Origin of the sequence: Thalassotalea litorea (genome assembly GCF_043642205.1) — a bacterium.
Lineage (GTDB): Bacteria > Pseudomonadota > Gammaproteobacteria > Enterobacterales > Alteromonadaceae > Thalassotalea_A > Thalassotalea_A litorea.
In genome coordinates, this window is sequence record NZ_JBHZSG010000018.1 from 36,643 (window position 1) to 57,748 (window position 21,106).

A 21,106-nucleotide genomic window follows, 5' to 3' on the forward strand; every position below is an offset into this window, starting at 1 on the left:
CACTAGCTCAAGCGGTTCAACGCAGCGGACGCTGGTTATAGCAAGCAAAGCGGGGTCATAATGAAACTCAATCGCACCACTTTGGTAGTCAGTTTATTGCTGGCATTCGCCGCCAACAAAACCGTCATCGCCCAAGCTGACAAATACGACAAAGAATATTCTCCATATCAGGGTCTGGACACCCCAGACAATGTCTATTTTGGTGACACCCATTTACATACCTCATGGTCTACCGACTCAGGCATGGCCGGTGCCACATTGACCCCAGATGATGCTTACCGCTTTGCAATGGGCGAAACCGTTACCAGTAACCTCGGCTGGAAAACCCAATTAAGGCGCCCTCTGGATTTTATTGTGGTTGCCGATCATGCGGAAAACCTGGGGCTTGCGGATTTTATTCGCCGCGAAGATCCAATACTGATGGCCAATGAGCAAGGTAAAAAATGGGTGGAAATGACCAAAGCAGGGAAAGGATATGATGCATTTCTTGAGTGGATACGGGCTGAAGATAACGATTTAATTGATGACCCGAAAATGGTGAAATCCGCCTGGGATAAGGTGACCACTAACGCAGACAAATATAACCGCCCAGGGGTGTTTACCGCTTTCCATGGTTTTGAATGGACATCGCATCCAAATGGTAACAATATGCATCGGGTTGTGATTTTCCGTGACGATAAAGAAAAAACCAACCAGGTGTTACCTTATTCACAATTTGATTCAGTCGATGCCGAAGATTTGTGGAAATATTTGCAATCTTATGAGGATAAAACTGGCGGCAAAGTATTAGCTATTCCTCACAATGGTAACCTCTCGAACGGTTATATGTTCGATACCAAAACACTAAGTGGCGACCCTATCACCGAAGCCTATGCCAAGACCCGGATGAAGTGGGAACCGATTGTTGAGGTTACTCAGCAAAAAGGCGATGGTGAAACTCATCCGTTTTTATCACCAGATGATGCATTTGCTGATTTCGAAACCATGGATGCCGGCAACATCAGCGGTAAGGTAGCGAAAACAAATGATATGTTACCCGGCGAGTATGCTCGCTCGGCATTAAAGGAAGGATTGAAACAAGAAGCAGAACTGGGTGCCAATCCATTTAAATTTGGTATGGTCGGCTCTACTGATAACCATACTGGCCTTGCCACCACCCGAGAAGATAATAACTTTGGTAAAGCTCATTTTGTTGAGCCAGACCCACACCGCATTGAACATGTCCTCATTGAAGGTGAGAAACCAGAATTATCGCTATACGCCAAAGATCTCGGCGCCTCAGGTCTTGCCGCCGTTTGGGCTCGAGAAAATACCCGGGAAGCGATTTGGGATGCGATGGCTCGTAAAGAAGTTTATGCCACTTCAGGTTCTCGCCTGAAGGTTCGACTATTCGCCGGCTGGGATTTTCAGGAATCGGATTTAGCCCGGGAAGATTTTGCCAGTAATGGTTATGCCAATGGTGTTCCTATGGGCGGCGATCTCAGTCAAGCACCATCAGGAAAATCTCCTACTTTCTTAGTTCAGGCATTAAAAGACCAGGATGGCGCCAACCTCGATCGAGTACAGATAATCAAAGGCTGGTTAGATAAAGGCGGTAAAACGCACGAACGGGTATACGATGTCGCAGTGTCAGACGACAGGGAAATAGACAAAGATGGTATCTGCAAAGAACCGGTTGGTAATACCGTTGATGTAAAAAATGCCACTTACACCAATGATATCGGAGCAGTTGCCCAACAGGCCTACTGGCAAGATCCGGATTTTGATGCCAAAGAAAAAGCTTTCTATTACGTGCGCGTTATTGAAATACCAAAACCACGCTGGACCGCATTTGATGCCAAGTTTTTCAATTTAAAACTTGAGGATGATGTAAAAATGATTGTTCAGGACAGAGCTTATACTTCGCCAGTTTGGTACACCCCGAATTGATACCGGATTAACGCCCAACTAATACCAATCACATTAAGTTTGTGCACAACTCAGAGTTAGGGCAGAGGTTCAGTTACAACTTAGATTTTATTGATATAGTCATTCTATATTAATGAAATATAGGGTCGTAAATGGGCCTCTGGTAAACTCCCTACGGGTGAGTTTTAAAGGCGTTTGGACTACGTTACTGATTTTGGCTGATTTTGAGAGCGGAATAACCATTCTCTGCAATCAAAGCCTTGTCTAACAGCCTTTAAATTCTCACTGAGTGAGCAATAATTTAATGTGATTGGTATAACACCAACTAGCAAATAGTTAAGATCAAAAAAGCCAGGTCAGATACCTGGCTTTTTCATGCAAAAACTAAACGATTAGTTTTTCGCGGATAACATGTATTTTGCCACCGCCAGACGCGTTTCTTCGTCCAGGTAGTTTTGTGGCGGCATTTCCGGGTAGTCTTCACGTTTTTTAGTTGGATTAGCAATCCACTCAGCCAACCCTTCCGGATTATCCATATACAACGCCTGAATAATTTGCACCGGTGGGCCAATCATAGTGCCAGAATAGGTGTGACAACCGGTACAGATACCAAGATAGGCAATTTTACCACGCTCTGAGGCATCGATATCACGCGGTGGTACTGGTTTGTCTAGCAGGTACGTGTCGATATTATCGGTGTTCGTGAAGTCACACTCTTTCCAGTCATCAACACCAACGGTTACGTAACGGTGACGGTTGATAATACAAGAATCGATACCACCACCAACTTTAACGATATCCGCATCACCCTGTTTAAACTCAGTAAGCATCAAGGCTTTCACTTCATCAATGGTGTCGTAACCGTTTTTCATCATCACGTTATCGAGAATCATAGTACGATCCGGATACGGTTCTGAGTCCGGATCTCCGGTAGCATTACCAAATGAGATATGATCAGAAATCAAGATACCGGCGGTTTTGTTGTTGGTAATGATATTACCTTCGATGATGACATCATCACCTGCCCAGACAACAATACCGGAACCCGGTGGGATCATGGCAACCATAGAGCCTGGAATTGCAAAGTTTTCGTGGTTGTTATCCACAACAAAGTTGTTACGGATGATTACGTCATAGGTAGTTTTAATAGGTAGACCTGGAGTAATAAACGCCAGGATACCGCCTGTGTTATTGTGAACATAATTGTGCTCAACAATCGCGTGACGAGAATTTTCAATTTCGATACCAGCAACCGATTCAAATACATCGTTATAAGCCACCTGAATGTTGTCACTCATACCAACGTAAATCGCCGCATCTTCGATACCAGAAATAACATTGTGCTCAACCACGCCGTTTTTGCCGAGCTGTGGGAAAATACCGTAAATACCGGTATCAACAATCACATTGTTGCGGATCACAAAGTTGTTACCCGCCTGCCCCATAATACCATTGCCCTTGTAACGAGTAATTTTGAGGTTCTCAACAGCGAAGTTATTGCCTGAATACAGGATCGCGTCATTAAGCACGCCTTTACCGTCTAAAGTTGCACGTTCACCTTCTTTAATAACACCGACTAAAGAAATGCTTTCTTTGTCGACATAAACGGTTTCGTGATAGGTCCCTGGCATGATTTGAATGGTGTCACCTGGTTCTGCCGCTTTCACCGCATCCATGATTAACTCACCTTCATTGACGACAATGACATTACCGGTTGCTTTCAAATCTACCACATCTGTGGTGCCCGCCTGCGACTGGATATCTTGTGACTTATCATAGCCACCTGTAAAGCTGGCACCGCCTGCGCTTGAGGTGATAACTGGCGCACTATTTTTGCCACCATAGTACGTACCTCCTGCAAAGGCAGCAGCAACCAGTACCGCTGATAAAATAACCTTTCCTTTACTCATAAATATCTCCGCTTACTTCCCTTACGTTTTCTTGTTGTTGATTGTTAATGGATGATGCCCCCAACTTTTTATTGTTGCTCACTGAAGGCATCGGTTTATCCCCTGATAAATTGTGTAGATTCTGCAAATTTGCGGCATATTTCGCATCCACCACCGGCAAACCTGATGGTAATACAACAGGAATTTGCGGTGTCAGACTTTCATCAGTTAACGCATGGAGGAAATCGACAATTCGGTCCAACTCTTCGTCGGTCAAATTTGGCTCCCAAATATGCCAGTGAATGATTAACTCCTCGCCTTCCGGAACCGCATGCCCGCGGCCCTTGGTATAAAAACCTGCTGCTTCCCTTAAGCTTTTCATACCACCAGAATGCATGTATGGGGCGGTTTTGGCAATATTGCGCAACGTTGGTACTTTAAATCCGCCACGCATACGCTTGTCATTAAAAGGCACTTCCGCACCGGGGTCGAAAGGCATCCCTTCGGGTTCAGGTGTGCCTATCACGGCAATTTGATTGTTGGTAAATAGTGGCGGTTGATGACACTCGGCGCACCTTGCCACGAAAGAACGAAATATGTTCATCCCCTTAATTTCATTTTCACTCAGCGCATCATGAAAGCCATGGGCATATTGATCGTATCGCGAATTTAATGAAATTAATGAAGTCTGGAATGCGGCTAACGCCGTTGCTACTTGCTCTATCTCAATTTGATCCGATTCTGGAAATGCCTGATTAAACATCTTTGGATAGCTATCATTGGAGCGTAACGAGGACAATAACTGCTGCGGATTATTACCCATTTCTTTCGGGTCAAACAATGGGCCTATGGCCTGCTGTTCCAGTGTATCTGCGCGACCATCCCAGAAGAATCTATCCAAAAACGCCACATTCCATAAGGTTGGTGCGCTGCGCGGCACTTTTTCCCCGGTAACGCCGACGCTTCTGTCCATATCATCGCTAAAACCTTTTTCCGGCTGATGACAACTGGCACAGGATAGTGACCCGTCTTTTGACAATAACGGATCGAAAAACAAGTAGCGGCCTAAATCAATTTGCGCCGGAGTAAAGCCATCACGATGGTCAGGCAATGAAGTTTGCGTACCGCCCACCCCACGGTTTTGTACCGAATTATAAAATTCATACATGGTACGCAGCATACAGTGGCCTTTGGCGTTTTTCTCAAAACTCGGAGGACAATGCTGTTTTAATTCGAAGTTCTCCGCTTCACTTGCCTGAGCTTTTGACATGGCAGCAAATACCAATGCCAAAGACAGTCCTGCGATCAGGGCGACCCCTAAACTTATCAGGTTTTGAAATTTAGATTTAACGGCAATCAAAAATTTCATCTCAATTACTTATCCAGAGTCTGGATAAATGAAACGATGTCCTTAAGGTTTTTATCGTTGCTGATGGTGTTAGCCATCATCCGCATTTGTCGACCGTACTTGTCATCCTGATGATAGCCGCGGATACCGGCTTTGTAATTTTGTAATTGGCGAGTCAAATAATCTGCTGAAAGCGTGGTGAGGTTTGGCGATTTCAACGCTTCGTTACCTTTGCCGTTATTACCATGACAGGCTGCGCACTGTGAATTGTATTGTCTTGAGCCGTTGCGCATGGTTTCGGCGTCCAATTCTGTTTTAGCATCACTTTCTACATCAAAGGTGGCAACATAAGCCAATACGTCAGCTTTGGCCTTTTCATCGGCCACGAGTTGCGCCATCGGCAGCATTTGCATGCCCGCAGTATCACCTGCTTGCGTACCGCGTTTGCCGGTATTGTAATTATCTAACTGTTGCGCCAAATACCAAGGGTACTGACCCGCTAAAGCCGGAGCCTGCAATGCATCATTACCCTGACCATTATCACCATGACAGGCAACACAAGTTTGATACAACCGCTCTCCGTTTTTAGCGTCACCTTTTTCCGATGCCGACGCCACAGAAATTGTTGAAGTGCCAACAATCAAGACAAATCCCAAAGCAAAAAGAGACGAAATAATTTTTATCATTGTGGGTATCACGAAAATCACCTTTTGGATTTGAAAAGCTACAGCTTCACTATACAAATTGACCATTTAAATGCTTGCGGATTCCTGTAAATCTCTGACGAATTCCTTGCAAAGCCGCATTATTTATAGGTTATACCGTGATTTTTACGATATTGGCTCGGTGTGATGCTATGGGTTTCCTTAAACACTTTATTAAACGAACTTAACGAGCGAAACCCACTATTTAGGGCAAGCGTCAGGATCGGAGTCGAGGCATTTTCAGGACGTAGTAACTGTTTGCTCACTTCCTCGATGCGAAAATAATTTAAATAATCATTAAAGTTTCGATAGCCTAACACGCCATTAATCAAAGACCTTAATTTCTGCTCACCGAACCCTAAATGACGAGCAAGTCTGGCGATAGTGAGGCCTTCTTGTTGATACAGTTTTTCTTCTCGCATTGCTTGTTCAAGTTGCTGCAATTGTGGTTCATGGGATTCACTTTTCTCGGCAACTTGCTGAGGCGGTTCAAACATGGAGTTAGGTTTGATTTGCATCAGCAACACATTTAACCCTGTAGCCAGCAATGCCAGCAACCCAAGCTTCCCGGTCAGTAACCAGCTTCCTTGGACATCGAGCAATTGTTCAACGAAAATCACCAGAAAAATATAAGCTGAGCAAAAACTGATCACCGAGCCACGAATAAAACGCCGCTCAGCTACCAAATCATTACGCCAGTATTTCAGGGCGATAAACAGTGCATATAAAATCAACGCCAATTCAAGCAGCATTACCGCGACTTTGGCGGCCATAGCCAGCGTTTCCACCGTTGCACTGGCGGGATTATTAATCGCCAGCATAAGTTGCGCGAGTGAAGCTAACGTCACCGGCGTCAATGCCAGCAAATATTGCCAGGGCTTAATTTCAATGTGGTCACTAAATACACTAAGGCCTACCAGAAAAAATACCCCGGGTAATATATTTGAGGCAATAAACACCAGTATCCAAATCGGACTGTACAACGTGAGTGAGCCAAACATTTGCGGCAAAAGATACAACATGACGGTCGCCATCAAAAGACAGTACAAACGAACTTGTAATGACTGTTTCGCTCGGGGAAATAGGATTAACAATGCAAGGGAGAATTGAGCAAAAGCAAAATGACTTAAAAACAGGTTCAATGAACTCATTTACAGGAAAAAAACCGGCTTGTTGTTTGAATATGGGCTGAGGTTACCATCGGCCAACACCTTTTGCCAGTGATTTACCCGCATTGCAATAATGCGAATTTTTAGGGTTAGCAAAAAACGTTTGTTTTTCAGAAAGTTTGTTGAAAAAATGGCCTTAATTAGATTAATCACTCTAATTTAACTGGTCGGATCTTATTGACAACAAAGGATTTATTTGGGATTTTAGTCCCTGATTTAACCGTGGTTAGTATCTAGCCAATATTAGAATATTTGTTCTAGAAGGTTAATTTTAGTGAACCTAAGGATGGGTGCCCTAAAAGCAAATTTGAATTAATTTTTCAGGTTTGTTTTTGATTTACGTACGAAAATAGGATTAGGTATGCTTGTTTGAAAATAAACATATCTAATCCTTTTTCTGCTACCTAACATTCGATAAAACCAGATCTTGGCGACAAAATCCTCGAAACGCTTGCGCAAAAATTCACATTGCGCTGAAAAAGATAAATAAGCACCAACCTCACTTTTAATCCCAATCTGATTACTCACTATAGACCTTATACCAATCCCATTAAATTATTGCTCACTCAGTGAGAATTTAAAGACTTTTAGACAAGGCTTTGATTGCAGAGAATGGTTATTCCATTGTCAAAATCAGTAACGCAGGATAAATGCCTTTAAAACTCACCCGTAGGGAGTTAGTGAGAGGCCCATTTACTGCCCTATATTTCATATATATAGAATGACTATATCAACGAATTCTATGTTGTAACTGAACCTCTGCCCTAACTCTGAGTTGTGCACAAACTTAATGGGATTGGTATTATACCAATTCCATTAAGGCAGAGGTTCATTTACAGCATTTTACGCAATAAAAAAGGCAGGTGACATAATCACCTGCCTTTATCATTTAGCGTTAAACGCTGAAACAACTTAAGATTTAGATTAGAAGCCGTATTTCACTTCAATACCTGCTTCTAAACCACGGTTTACGGTAACGTATGGGGTACCTAGTACATCAGCAGTACGACCACCTAAGCTGCCTTCAACATAACGGTTGTCTAGCAGGTTCTTACCCCAGATAGCTAATTCCCAGTCTTCATCTTCACTTGCCCAGGAAATACGTGCGTTCAGGTCTTTACGATCGTCGAAGTAGTTTGGAATATCTTCAACAAATGCTGGCTGACCCACTTCAAATACCCGTGTGTTTTCCGCGAACACATAATCAATATGTAAACGGGTATCGCCTAAACCGATGTCCATCATCCAGTCATAGGTCAACGTATAATTAACACTGGATTCACCAGAAATAGTCATCGCATCAATCATCTCACCTACCGCATTGTAAAATGCTTCAGATTCCTGATCGGTCTCGCGATAATCGGTCACCGCACCAAAGGTCATACCGTCGATGATTTCCCAGGCTAAGGTAACTTCAACACCATTAAGCACTAAATCTTCGTTAACAACCGTAGGTAGCGCCTGATTTTGGCCCGGAGGTTTAGACTCAACACTGCGTTGACGGCCATCAAGAACGGTATGATAAAACGCTAACGTGGTGCGTAGACTGTCTGAAAGCACGCCCTTGTAACCAATTTCCAGGTTTTTCACTTCTTCTGGTTCAAATGGTTGTGCCTGACTGGAGATATTCAAAGAATCATAACCACCCGCTTTATAGCCTGTGGCATAAGATACAAATACCATATGATCATCATTGATTTGATAACCCGTACCGATGCGACCGGTCAGCTCATTCCAGGAATCTTCAGCACTGATTTGTGGCAACGCCGGGAATAAAATATTGGTTACACCGGGACGCTCTTCGGTAAATTCTGTTTCAGTAATTTCCCAGGTGAATTTTTTATCATCACGGGTATAACGAAGACCAAAGAAAGCATTCCACTTGTCGGTAAACTGATAATCAAAGTCAGAATAAACGCCATAACTGGTGAACTCACCAGTGTTAACGAAGTTCTCTGACCAGAACATACCTGAAAAGCTAGGCCCAAAAATCAATGGTGAACCAAACATTTGCGCCGCAAGATCATAGGTTAAATCGCCCGTTGCCGTGACGAAACCAGGGCTTGCGTCCATACCAAATGCCGACAAGACATTGGACCATTCATTGGCATTCCAAAGGTGATCCATTTCCAAACCAGAATCGGCATAAGCCTGGTCGACAACGTCAGCAAAACTAACCTGGCCGATACAGTTTGACGGGTCAAGCCCTTGTAGAGAACACGCATAAATCGCAGCGGCCTTATCAACATCGCCCATGGCCATATCGATTAATCCTGCTTGCTGCAATCCATTGAGGACTTCACCGCCGACAACTTGTTTTACCTGACCATTTAGGTCCTGAGTGACCAGGCGGGCAACAGTATCAGTGGTGACATTAATTTCAGATTCTTGCCAAACATCTTCTTTAGAATAGGTAAAACCACCCACATAGCTTAGCTTGTCACCGGTGTAGTTAAATTGCAGCTCATTGTAGAAAATATTGGAATCTTCGTTATTTGACGTATGAAGGTAACGGGTGATCTCTGCGGTACCATCTTCTTCACCGCGGTTAACGGTTTGCCATTCGCGATAACTGGTAACAAACTTCATTGACCAGTTTTCATCAAACTCATGATTTAGTTTAAAGGTATAGGCTGTCATATCGCGCCCTTCCTGACCATCGCGCAAATCGTTTGCGACGCTATTTGGGAAAGGGTTGTAGTTACCAGGTACACCGTCGCCAGGATTTTCGTCGTAGGCATACGGGCTTAAACCAATGGCCATTGGTGGTGCCTGATCCAAATCATCCCAATCGAATGAGACGCTAACATCGGTACGATCACTTACCTGCCATTTGACGGCTACACGGGCCGCGTCATGATTTTCAGCACCCAAATCCCAGATTTTAGTGCCTTCGTTCCACGCTGGACGCGCGACATTTTCAATAAAACCATCTTGCTCGTTGGTTAAGAAGTTGGCACGAAGGTATACATCTTCGAGCAGCTCGAAATTGATCATGCCTTCAATACGTACCAGATTATCGGTACCAAAAGTGCCTTTTACAAACCCTTCAAAATCTTCCTGCGGCGCATTCGGGATCATGTTAACAACCCCCATCGCCGCATTCTTACCAAATAAAGTACCTTGCGGACCTTTTAGCACCTCGATGCGCTGCATGTCGGAAAATAAGACATTTTGTGCGGCACGAGGCATGTAAACATCGTCAAAGAATGTTGCAGAAGATGGATCCTGACCTACGGAAATATTTGGGCTGGAAATACCACGAATGGTCACACCCGATTGAGTCATACTGCCTTCAGAGAAGTCAAAACCAGGAATGAATTTATCGATATCTTTTAGCAAGATAGAGCCAGATTCCTCGATAGTATCAGAGGAAACACTGTCAACGGTTACCGGAACTTTCATCACATTTTGCACGCGCTTTTGGGCCGTAACCACAATCACGTCACTAATGTCTTCTTCCGATGTATTGTCTTCGGCGGCAAACGCGCCCAAGGATGTTACAGCCAGTGATGTCGCCACTGTCTGAGCAATAAGTTTTTTACGAAATCTCGCGCAAGATTTCCCTGAATTAAAGGTAAAGGACACTTCATTTCCCCAATAAATGTTTTTATTTTTGGCACACTTTTATGCAATTACAAAAATGCATTCTGGTTCGTGAAGGTTAATATTTTAGTGGGCTGCAACCCTTGCAGCTGATGTATTGATACCACAGGAGAGGTCAAACGAAAAGACATTATTAGGTGTTCAGCTATCAATTGTTAACATTATGACAAATATCACCCATATCGCTCAAAAAACAGGCACAAGCATAACCAACAACACGGTATAGGGTCATTATCGATTCCTCCTCTATTCGCGGTAAAAAAAAGGAGAATGGTGTTTGCCATTCTCCTTATTGGTCCCAGTTGGGTATGATTTTTGGTGTGTGATTCTAAACGTTATTTAGAATCCGTATTTCACTTCAATCCCCGCTTCCAGACCTCGGTTAATCGTTACGTACGGCGTACCAAGTACACCCGCAGTACGGCCGCCTAAGCTGCCTTCAACATAGCGATTATCCAACAGGTTCTTACCCCAGATGGCAAGTTCCCAGTTTTCATTTTCGCTAGCCCAGGATATACGCGCGTTTAAGTCCTGACGATCATCAAAGTAATTGGGAATATCTTCCACAAATGCTGGCTGACCCACTTCAAATACCCGTGTGTTTTCCGCGAACACATAATCTATGTGTAAACGAGTATCCCCTAAACCTATGTCCATCATCCAGTCATAAGTCAGAGTGTAATTAACGCTGGACTCACCGGAGATGGTCATCGCATCAATCAGCTCACCTACCGCGTTGTAGAACGCCTCGGATTCCTGATCGGTCTCGCGATAATCGGTTACCGCACCAAAGGTCATACCGTCGATGATTTCCCAGGCTAAGGTAATTTCAACACCATTGAGCACCAAATCTTCGTTAACAACCGTAGGCAATGCCTGGTTCTGACCCGGAGGCTTAGATTCGACACTACGTTGACGGCCATCGAGAACGGTGTGATAGAAAGCCAATGTTGTACGTAAACTATCGGCTAACACCCCTTTGTAACCAAGTTCCAGGTTTTTTACTTCCTCTGGCTCAAACGGTTGCGTCGCACTGGAGATATTCAAAGAGTCATAACCACCCGCTTTATAACCTGTAGCGTATGAGACAAATACCATGTGATCATCATTAATTTGATAACCGGTACCAATACGCCCTGTCAATTCATTCCAGGAATCCTCTGCGCCAAACTTAGGCACCGCTGGGAATAAGATATTGGTCACACCGGGACGCTCTTCGGTAAACTGAGTCTCGGTAATCTCCCAGGTGAACTCTTTATCATCCCGGGTGTAGCGAAGACCAAAAAACGCATTCCATTTGTCGGTAAACTGATAATCGAAATCAGAATATATCCCGTAACTGGTAAAGTCACCGGTATTGACGAAGTTTTCAGACCAGAACATGCCACCAAAACTTGGCCCGAAAATGAGTGGTTCGCCAAACATCTGCGCTGCAAGGTCATAGGTTAAATCGCCCGTTGCCGTAACGAAACCTGGGCTTGCGTCCATACCAAATGCCGACAAGACATTAGACCATTCATTAGCATTCCACAGGTGATCCATCTCCAAACCAGAATCGGCATAAGCCTGGTCGACAACATCAGCAAAGCTTACCTGACCGATACAGTTTGACGGGTCAAGCCCTTGCAAGGAGCACGCATAAATCGCTGCGGCCTTATCAACATCGCCCATGGCCATATCAATCAAGCCAGCTTGTTCTAATCCATTGAGAACTTCGCCACCAACAACCTGTTTTACCTGACCGTTTAAGTCCTGAGTGACTAATCGCGCAACGGTATCGGTAGTGACATTAATTTCGGATTCTTGCCAGACATCTTCTTTTGAATAAGTGAAACCACCAACATAACTTAACTTGTCGCCAACATAGTTGATTTGCAGCTCATTGTAGAAAATGCTGGAATCTTCATTATTTGAGGTATCGAGATAACGGGTAATGTTGGCGGTACCGTCTTCATCCTGACGGTTAACGGTTTCCCACTCTCGATAACTGGAAACCAATTTCAACGACCAGTTGTCATCAAACTCATGGTTTAACTTCAGCGTGTAGGCCGTCATGTCACGACCTTCTACACCATGACGAACGTCATTTTCCGCTTTGTCGGCAAAAGGATCGATATTGCCCGGAACACCATCATTAGGGTTTTCCCAGGCGTACTCGCTTAAACCTATCGCCATTGGTGGCGCTTGCTCTAAATCATCCCAATCGAACGAGAACGTGACATCGGTACGATCACTCACCTGCCATTTTATTGAGGCGCGAGCGGCGTCATGGTTTTCAGCGCCCAATTCCCAAATCTTGGTGCCTTCATTCCACGCCGGGCGAGCTACGTTATCAACAAATCCATCTTGTTCATTGGTTAAGAAGTTTGCGCGAAAATACACATCTTCGATCAACTCAAAATTGATCATGCCTTCGATACGCACCAGGTTATCGGTGCCAAAGGTGCCTTTGATAAATCCTTCGAAATCTTCCTGCGGTGCATTCGGGATCATATTAACAACCCCCATCGCCGCATTTTTACCGAATAAGGTACCCTGCGGGCCTTTTAGCACCTCGATACGCTGCATATCTGAGAACAGGACATTTTGGGCGGCGCGAGGCATATAGACATCATCAAAGAAGGTTGCTGATGACGGGTCAGAACCGACACTGATATTTGGACTGGAAATACCACGGATGGTGACACCCGCCTGGGTCATGGTGCCTTCAGAAAAATCAAAACCTGGAATAAACTTATCAATATCCTGTAACAGGATGGAACCAGACTCTTCGATGGTATCAGACGATACGCTATCTACGGTCACCGGAACCTTCATGACATTTTGCACACGCTTTTGTGCGGTTACCACGATCACATCGCTAATGTCTTCTTCCGGTGCATTTTCTTCGGCAGCTAGCGCACCAAAGGATACCACAGCCAATGAAGTTGCCACTGTCTGAGCAATAAGCTTTTTGCGAAATCTAGCGCCAGATTTCCCTGAATTGATTTTAAGAGACACGTCTTTTCCCCAAATAAATTATTTTTATCGTTCGTTTTTATTCGGTTCAAAAAGGTTAAATTTTAGTGTGTTGCAACCCTTGCAACATCGTTATTGATATCACAAGGGAGTATCAAGGCAAAGGTTTTTTTGTTATCTTTTTTAAAAACTTGTGGGCGATTGGTTAATTTTTTGATCAAATTCACAAAATTTTTCAACCAGTAAGCCCTAGCATTAAGCCCTAGCAATCAGCAGCAGTATGATGAGAAACACTAAGATAACCACCAAGGCAGCAACCATCAATACCAGAATTCCCACTCTGTTAGTCTTGCTTTTGTCCCTATTTGTCACCGGCTGTGGTGGCCCTCAATTAAAAGCCCTCGACAGCAATGCGACTATCCTAGCGTTTGGAGACAGCTTGACTGCAGGTAAAGGGGTTAACATTGAACACAGTTACCCAACGATATTAAGTCAGTTAACCGGGCTAAATGTGATCAATGCGGGAATTTCTGGAGAAGTGACCGAAGCGGGATTGCGACGGCTTCCACCACTACTTGACCAACATTCAATCGATGTAATGGTGCTAATAGAAGGTGGTAATGACATTTTACGTAATCTAAATCTGGCGCAGACTCAGGAAAACCTGGATCAAATGATTCAATCAGCTAAACAAAGAGGCATAGATGTGATTTTGTTTGGTGTGCCAAAGAAGAGTTTATTTTCTGACAGTGCCGATTTTTATCAGGAATTAGCGGACAAACATGATTTGATTTTTGAAGATGAACTCATCGCTGACCTGTTGCGCTCACCACAATACAAATCTGACAGCGTTCACTTTAATCAACAGGGTTACACAAAACTTGCCCAACGTGTCCATGAATTACTCAAAGACAATGGCGCGCTTTAAAAAAACGTCAATAAGAAAAATATTCTTTTGCATCATACGGGCAATCCTTCGTTCTAAGGTTTGCCTTCGTCCAATTGCAGGTTTTCATCAAACCATTTCAAATGCGCAAGCGGATACCCTAAAAAGAACTTAGTACGATCGAGTACAATGCGAGTGTTAATACGTTTAATCGATAATTCTGGGTTTTCCGATAATTTATCGCAAGCATCATTGAGCGCTTTAATGTCTGAAAAACAACACAAAGAGATAAAATCAACTTCGCCGCTCATGCGCATGCAGTCCATAATTTGTGGAATATCATTGATCGCAGCCGCAAACTTTCGACATACCGGCGCACTGTTATCTGTCAGGGAAAATTCAACGTAGGCCAATACATGCTCACAGATTTGTTCGAGATTGACATCGGCATGAAACGTTCGAAAGTAGCCGGCTTCTTTTAACGCTTTAACCCTTTGAAAACAGGCGCTGGGAGACAGGTTGACCTTTGCTGCCAACTCGACATTAGTCAAATCCGCCTGCAAATGTAAGGTTGCTAATATCTTCTTGTTGTAGCTATCAATTTTTATGTTTTTTTTCATATTAACCTGGATCTCGAAAAGACATATTGCGCGACAAATCACGATAACGGGGCGACAACTATATATTTTTAGTGTCTGAACTACAATTTCAGGGAAATATTGCCAGTTCAATCGGTCACAACAAAATATTATTTTGCGACTGAAGTAGACAATAAGGATAAGAATAAAAATACAATTATCCTAAAGGTGGAAGTTATGAATAAACGAGTTAGTGGTTATTTTGCACCGTCGTTAGTCGCCAGTGCAATTGCATTATCTTTTTCAGCACCGATTCAGGCTGAGCAGCAAGAATCTGTCGTTGATACCGGTGACATCGAAACCATTGAAGTGACCGCCCGTGGTCGTGTAGAAACGATTCAATCGGTGCCCGATTCGGTAACGGCATTCAGTGCCGATGATATCGAATCAGCGCGCATTACCAGCATTCGCGATGTCGCCAACTTAACACCTAACCTGACGGCTTTAGATAATTTTCGCCCGGGATTAGCCCGTATTAATATTCGAGGATTGATCACACCGCAAGTGGGCGATCCACCACTGGCGTTTGTGGTTGACGGTGTAACCGCATCAGATCTTGAATTTATTAATCAGGATTTAGTGGATATCGAACGCATCGAAGTCATGCGCGGTGCTCAAGGTGCTTTGTATGGCCGTGGTGCTGTTGGTGGTGCCATTCTGATTACCACCAAGCAGCCTTATGAGGAGCTTGAAGGCAGCATCAAAGGCTCAATCGGCAATGGCGATACCTACGAATTAAACGGGGTAATTTCCGGTTCACTGAATGAGGATGATACCGCGTATTTTCGTTTAGGTGGCTACACCAAGAGTAGCGATGGCCTGATTAACAACGAGTTTCTCGATGAAGAGGCCGATTACCTTGATGAAGATTCACTATTCGGACAACTTCATTTTGAGATATTTGATGCAACTAGCGTGTCATTAAAAAGCCGTTACACAACCAGTGATGCTGGCTTTGCTTACTATCAAGGCGTAACTGAAGATACGGTAGAAGATTTTTCTATTGAAACGTCCCAAAATATCCGCAACAACGATAAGCGTGATGTTGCTGAGTTCAGTGCCAAGATTTCCCATGATTTTGACTATGCGACTCTGGACTTTATTACCGCCTACAACAAGTCCGAAAATGAACATTTCTACGATGGTGATTATTCTGCCGATCCAACGTATGAAGAAGATGAATTCGGCTTTATCCTGCGCGCTCCTTTTGGAACCGAAGGGTTATTTGATGTTGAATCGGTTACCGTAGAAGCGAGATTAACCTCCCAGTCTGAAAGTGATCTTCGCTGGGCGGTATCTACTTTCTACCAGGACAAAGAGCGCAACAACACCATTAACTTCTTCGACGATTTACTCGGTGACGTGCCGCTCGATCGCAGTGACTTTACCGACGATTTGATTTACCTGACTATCGCCGATATCAATAGCAGCGAAGCCTGGGCTATTGCCGGTCAGGTAAACTATGATCTCACCGACAAATTAGAGTTAACCGGTGCGCTTCGTTATGATTATGACGATCGCCAGTCTTTCGACCCTAACTTTAAAGAAGAGACCATTGCTAATAAAGACTTTAGTCAATGGCAACCGAAGGTGACTGTCGCTTATCAAATGAATTCTGACTTCCTGGTGTATACCGGTTACTCAAAAGGTTTCAGAAGTGGTGGCTTTAATGAGCCAGCCGAAGGTATCAGCCGGGTATTTGATAAAGAAACGTCCGATAGTTATGAGCTTGGTTTCAAATCAACATTATTTGCTGGCATGGCTACCTTCAACGGCGCGTTATTTGCCATCGATCAGCAAAATGCGCAAATCACTCAGTTTAATGTCGACACCTTCACCTTGGAAAATCTGGGCATTGATGAAGTCCTTACCCAGGGTCTTGAACTGGAACTTGCCGTAAACCTTACCGACAATCTGGATATGCAATTAAGTGCTGGCTGGCTTGATTCTGAGATCAAGGAATTTGCCGGAAGACCTGAATTAGAAGGGCGTTCGCAAGTTTGGGTTGCCGACTATAATTATGCATTATCACTCAACCATAGTATTGAAATTAGCGAGAACTGGTCATTAAATTCTCGTGCCGATGTGCAGGTTCTTGGCCCAAGATATTTTGATATTGAATCGCCTGATATTGAGTCTTCTACCAACACCTTCCTAAATGCCAATATCGGCCTGGTCTCGGAGCAGTGGGCAATTCAGCTTTATGCGAAAAACCTAACCGATGAGCGCAGTATTGAAGATAACTTCTTTTTCGGCGATGGTGTTACCGAATACGCGCGTATGCCAAACAAACCACGCAGCTATGGCGTTGAAGTAAAATACAGCTTCTAGCAACAGCAACTACGGCCCCACTCCCGGGGCCTTTTTATTTATCGGAAACTAAATGCCCGACACGAATAACAACTCAACCCTGGAAACAAACGATTATGCGACTCAGCGAGTCCCACAATCGCTAACGGTTAACGGCTTTAAAATCGGTATGATTAACGGCAGTCTGGCGTTTTCTGTACCGGGCTTGATTACCGGCATTGAAGTGGGAAATGGTCTTGGTTTTAAAGACAGTATGCTCGCTTTTTTCATCGGTGGTTTGATTCTGTCGATACTCGGGGCAATTACCGGACTGGTTGGTCGTTACAATCGTTTAACCTCCTGCATGACCTTAAAATTTGTGTTCGGTCGCTATGGCGCCGATATTATCAGCGCGCTTTTCGTGCTAGCTCTGCTCGGCTGGTACGGGGTAAACCTGGATTTATTCAGTGCCTCATTAACGCAATTAAGCGAGCAATTATTTGCCTATATTCCGCCGTTGATCCCGCTAGAAATTGCGATTGGTGTGGTTATCACGATTACCACAATCTGGGGATTTAAAATCATTGAAAAAATTTCCAATTATCTGGTGCCGATATTCTTCTTACTTTTGTTGTACATGGGCTATCAGAGTTTTGCGGTACTGAATTGGGAGACACTAAATTCCACCGGCAATGACACGATGGGATTTTCTGAGGCAATAGCCATCGTCGTCGGCAGTTTTATCGTCAGTGTGGTGTTAATGCCAGACTTTTCCCGCTTTGCAAAAACCGACAAAGATGCCGTTACGGCTTCATTTTTACCCTTCTTAGGTATCAGCAGTTTTGTCTACATTGTTTCGGCCATTGCGGGTATCGCCGTCGGCAGTAACGACATACTGAACGTTATGTTAGTGTTGGGATTGGGTTCTGTTGCTCTGTTTCTTCTGATTGCCTCAAGCTGGATCACCAATGTCATTAATTTATATAGCGCGGCGCTTGGCACCAATGCCATCATCAATCGCTGGCAAGAAAAGCATATCGTTATCGGCATGGGTATTCTGGGTACTGTTGCCGCCTCGCTTAATCTATTGGATCGTTTTACCGATTTCCTGTTTAGTCTTTCGATAGTTTTTACTCCGGTAGCCGCAATTTATGTGGTGGATTTTTTCATCTTGAGAAACAAACGCCCCTATCAGATTGAGGCGCTTGAACATCTGCAAAAGATTTGTTGGGTGGCAATCTGTGCCTGGATAGCTGGAATAATGATGGCAATTTCAGTTACCCGGGGATATTTCACCATTAGCGGTTATGAAGTGATTGATGCGCTGGTTATTTCTTCCTTGCTTTACATCGCCATTAAGAAACTCAAAGCGCGACTGTTGGCACAAAAACAATAATTTTTTAAATCACTAAATATAAAAACGATCATCGCCAATAACGCCATGCATACAAATACTTTTCAGCACCGGAAAAGTTAACATGATGACACTTACAACATTGAACTTAGATTCGTTTACAAAAGGTTTTTCTCAATGAAAGTTACAAGGTTAACCCGTCAGGACTTGTCCGATATTCTCTACGGTTGTGCCATTCTCGGCACTGGCGGTGGTGGCGAACTCGATGAAGGATTTGATTATATTGATCGTGCATTTGCCGCAGGCAAAACCTTTAACATGGTTAGCATTGATGATGCTCCACAGAGCGCAAAGGTATGTACGCCTTATATGTTAGGGGCATTAACGCCAATGGCTGCTGAAGAAGAAGCCATGTACCAAAACCTTCCGAGAAATAACGAGCCCGCAATTATGACGGCGTTTAAACGCCTGCAGTCTTACTCCAACGACGAATATTTTGGCACTATTTGTTGCGAACTTGGTGGTTCTAACACGGCAATTTCATTTTATCTGGCGGCGATGTTTGACGGTTATATCATTGATGCCGACCCTGCTGGTCGCGCAGTTCCGGAAATCACCCACTCCACCTATTACTTTAATGACCTGGACGCTGCCCCTATCGTTACCGCCAATGAGTTTGGAGAATGTTTTGTTCTCGAAAATATTATTGATGATCAACGAGCTGAACATGTTGTTCGGGCACTGTCCATGGTTAGTCGCAATGATATCGCCGCAATCGATCACGCTATGCCCGTTTCTGACATCAAGCATGCGGTTATCAAAGGAACTATCTCCAAAGCATTAGCCATTGGCAAAGCGTTTAGAATTGCCAAGCAGGACGGTTTGAATATCGCCAAAGAAATCGCTGAACATGGTGGCGGTTATGTGGCTTTCGAAGGCTTGGTTGAGCACTTCGAATTTACCACCGAAGATGGCTTTACCTTAGGTGAGGTATCGATAAAAGGTGATGCCAGGCATTCCGGTAGTACCTATAAGCTGCAGGTGAAAAATGAAAATCTGGTCGCCTATTTAAATGATAAGGTCGATGTCACCATCCCGGACCTGATATGTTGCCTGGATCTGGATAATCAGGAACCTGTTACCAATCCAAATTTTAGTCTGGGGATGCGAGTTGCCATTGTTATCCTGCCTGCTCCCAAAGAGTTCACAACAGAGCGAGGTCTAAAAGCATTCGGTCCGGCTTATGTTGGCCTTGACGTGCCATATCAGCCGGCGATTAAATCCAAGAAATAGTACTTTCAACGCAGCCAATATTCAGGAAACTTTTAAACCCCGCTTCCTACCTCGAAAAACTTTAGTTTCTAGGTGTTAATCCAAATAACGTATTTAACACCTTGAAACTGAAAGATAATAATGTAATCAAATTGTTATCCTTGGGTGCGAAATTGTAAATAGTACATTTTTCACCCTTTCTTGTTACAAAGATGTAAACAATATTTCTACACGTTTAAGCATTGTAAAACATGACGTTAGATACATTGTTAACAATAGATAATAATGATTAATTATCGACCTATTGATGTATTTTTAAAGAAAACTTAACCTCTACGTGCACTTTCACTAAAACGCTTGTTTTCGTTATTCAGTAGTACCCGTAGTGAGGTTATATGAGCATTGTTTCTAAAAATCGTCGAAAATTTATCCGCAACTTAGGTGGCGTAGCCATTCTTGGTGCCTCTGCGCCATTGATGAGCACAAAAGCCTACGCCAATATCCTGTCAGGCAACGGTAAGGCATTGAGATTTTATAACCGTCATACCCAGGAACGGGTTCAGGGCGTATTTTGGCAAAGCGGACAGTACAATAAACAGGTACTGGAATCATTTGACCATCACTTACGTGATCACCGCCAACAGGAAGTCGCCAGCCTGGATCCTAAACTATTCGATTTTATGCATGCTATCTGCGAAAAACTGGGTATAGATAAAGAAATTCATATTATCTCCGGTTATCGCTCACCAAAGACCAATGCGATGCTGGCAACCCAAAGCAATGGCGTTGCTAAGAAAAGCTATCATATGCGAGGTATGGCTCTGGACTTTGCCATTCCAGGTGAAGATCTGGCGCGACTTCGTGATACGGCCAAAGCCCTGAGATTAGGGGGGGTCGGCTATTACCCTGATTCAGGGTTCATCCATATCGATACAGGACGGGTTCGTAGCTGGTAATTTTTCACTATAATGTCGGGTTTTTGCAGGTAATCTAAAATCTGATGCCATACAATAATACCAATCCCATTAAATTATTGCTCACTCAGTGAGAATTTAAAGGCTTTTAGACAAGGCTTTGATTGCAGA

Annotated in this window: 13 protein-coding genes; 6 read left to right on the forward strand and 7 right to left on the reverse strand. The window is 43.8% G+C overall.

Annotated elements, in window-relative coordinates; all coding sequences use genetic code 11:
• The first annotated feature begins 60 nt into the window (after window positions 1-60).
• Window positions 61-1,929, forward strand: a complete 1,869-nt coding sequence (locus ACHUFQ_RS09965) for a DUF3604 domain-containing protein (RefSeq protein ID WP_394175169.1) — start codon at window positions 61-63, stop codon at window positions 1,927-1,929.
• A 371-nt stretch (window positions 1,930-2,300) separates the two neighbouring features.
• Here the strand turns inward: ACHUFQ_RS09965 and ACHUFQ_RS09970 are convergent, their stop codons facing one another.
• From ACHUFQ_RS09970 to ACHUFQ_RS09995, 6 genes are all read right to left on the reverse strand, one after another.
• Window positions 2,301-3,818 carry a parallel beta-helix domain-containing protein gene (locus ACHUFQ_RS09970; RefSeq protein WP_394175171.1) on the reverse strand — a complete coding sequence of 506 codons (1,518 nt, stop codon included), beginning with the start codon at window positions 3,816-3,818 and terminating at the stop codon, window positions 2,301-2,303.
• Window positions 3,811-5,166: a cytochrome-c peroxidase gene (locus tag ACHUFQ_RS09975; RefSeq protein WP_394175173.1), complete on the reverse strand. Its 1,356-nt coding sequence runs from the start codon at window positions 5,164-5,166 to the stop codon at window positions 3,811-3,813. The genes ACHUFQ_RS09970 and ACHUFQ_RS09975 overlap by 8 nt, the downstream gene beginning before the upstream one ends.
• 5 nt (window positions 5,167-5,171) lie before the next feature.
• Entirely contained in the window at window positions 5,172-5,831 is a 660-nt protein-coding gene (locus ACHUFQ_RS09980) for a c-type cytochrome (protein ID WP_394175174.1), read from the reverse strand.
• A 119-nt stretch (window positions 5,832-5,950) separates the two neighbouring features.
• Window positions 5,951-6,871 (reverse strand): helix-turn-helix transcriptional regulator, encoded by a 921-nt coding sequence (locus ACHUFQ_RS09985; RefSeq protein ID WP_394175176.1) that lies wholly within the window; start codon window positions 6,869-6,871, stop codon window positions 5,951-5,953.
• 1,071 nt (window positions 6,872-7,942) lie between these two features.
• A complete protein-coding gene (locus ACHUFQ_RS09990; RefSeq protein ID WP_394175178.1) occupies window positions 7,943-10,606 on the reverse strand; it encodes a TonB-dependent receptor in 2,664 nt (887 codons plus the stop codon).
• A 357-nt stretch (window positions 10,607-10,963) separates the two neighbouring features.
• A complete protein-coding gene (locus ACHUFQ_RS09995; RefSeq protein ID WP_394175179.1) occupies window positions 10,964-13,624 on the reverse strand; it encodes a TonB-dependent receptor domain-containing protein in 2,661 nt (886 codons plus the stop codon).
• A 238-nt stretch (window positions 13,625-13,862) separates the two neighbouring features.
• Here ACHUFQ_RS09995 and ACHUFQ_RS10000 point away from each other — a divergent pair, with 238 nt between their 5' ends.
• On the forward strand, window positions 13,863-14,510 hold the full coding sequence (locus tag ACHUFQ_RS10000; RefSeq protein WP_394175181.1) for a GDSL-type esterase/lipase family protein: 648 nt from the start codon (window positions 13,863-13,865) through the stop codon (window positions 14,508-14,510).
• Window positions 14,511-14,563: 53 nt separating this feature from the next.
• Here ACHUFQ_RS10000 and ACHUFQ_RS10005 read toward each other — a convergent pair whose 3' ends face one another.
• Window positions 14,564-15,088, reverse strand: coding sequence for an Lrp/AsnC family transcriptional regulator (locus ACHUFQ_RS10005; RefSeq protein ID WP_394175183.1), 525 nt, complete (start codon window positions 15,086-15,088; stop codon window positions 14,564-14,566).
• A 195-nt stretch (window positions 15,089-15,283) separates the two neighbouring features.
• On the opposite strand from ACHUFQ_RS10005, the gene ACHUFQ_RS10010 reads away from it, so the two are divergent.
• From ACHUFQ_RS10010 to ACHUFQ_RS10025, 4 genes are all read left to right on the forward strand, one after another.
• Window positions 15,284-17,437: a TonB-dependent receptor gene (locus tag ACHUFQ_RS10010; RefSeq protein WP_394175185.1), complete on the forward strand. Its 2,154-nt coding sequence runs from the start codon at window positions 15,284-15,286 to the stop codon at window positions 17,435-17,437.
• Between the two features lie 52 nt (window positions 17,438-17,489).
• Entirely contained in the window at window positions 17,490-18,791 is a 1,302-nt protein-coding gene (locus ACHUFQ_RS10015) for a cytosine permease (RefSeq protein ID WP_394175188.1), read from the forward strand.
• Window positions 18,792-18,926: 135 nt separating this feature from the next.
• Window positions 18,927-20,042 (forward strand): DUF917 domain-containing protein, encoded by a 1,116-nt coding sequence (locus tag ACHUFQ_RS10020; RefSeq protein ID WP_394175190.1) that lies wholly within the window; start codon window positions 18,927-18,929, stop codon window positions 20,040-20,042.
• Window positions 20,043-20,416: 374 nt separating this feature from the next.
• Entirely contained in the window at window positions 20,417-20,977 is a 561-nt protein-coding gene (locus tag ACHUFQ_RS10025; RefSeq protein WP_394175192.1) for a DUF882 domain-containing protein, read from the forward strand.
• Window positions 20,978-21,106: the final 129 nt, after the last annotated feature.